Raw genomic sequence first — 443 nt, 5'->3', positions numbered from 1 at the left:
CAGTGCCAGCCTGGTGGTCTCGGCTGCAGGCGGCAGATCCCGGACCTCGATCCCGCGCTCGTCGAGGAACTCGGCAACGATCGGCTCCACCTCCGATACCGAAAGACCAAACTTGTCGGGACGCGCAAGACCGAGCACCGCCTCAAGCACGGCGACCGGCGAGGTGAAGGCATTCTTCCCGGAAGCGATGGCATCGGAGACGCGGCCCGCTTCCGGTTCATCGGACAGCACGGCGATGATCGCGCACGCGTCGACGAACATCACTCCGATTCCCACATCTTGTCGAAAGCTTCGCGCGGGAGCGGCTTCTTCGCCGCCTTGCGCAGCGACACGCCATGCTTTTCACGAAGCCGTGCAGCCGTCTGAAGCGGGCTCTCGGCATCACGCCGGCGCTCGATCGCCTCCTTCATCGCGATGACGATCGCATCGGTGATGCTGACGCC

General features: G+C 64.8%; 2 protein-coding genes. Both read right to left on the bottom strand.

All coding sequences use genetic code 11. The features are described from left to right. The coding region (locus CEV33_RS00715; RefSeq protein ID WP_141211523.1) for a type II toxin-antitoxin system VapC family toxin at positions 1 to 261 on the bottom strand (261 nt) is incomplete at its 3' end. Then, positions 261 to 443, bottom strand: a 183-nt coding sequence (locus tag CEV33_RS00710) for a type II toxin-antitoxin system VapB family antitoxin (protein ID WP_208620120.1), incomplete at its 5' end; no start/stop codon positions are given. The genes CEV33_RS00715 and CEV33_RS00710, both read right to left, overlap by 1 nt.

The organism is Brucella grignonensis (assembly GCF_002252505.1).
GTDB classification, from domain to species: domain Bacteria; phylum Pseudomonadota; class Alphaproteobacteria; order Rhizobiales; family Rhizobiaceae; genus Brucella; species Brucella grignonensis.
This window is presented reverse-complemented; position numbering and strand designations above follow the sequence as displayed.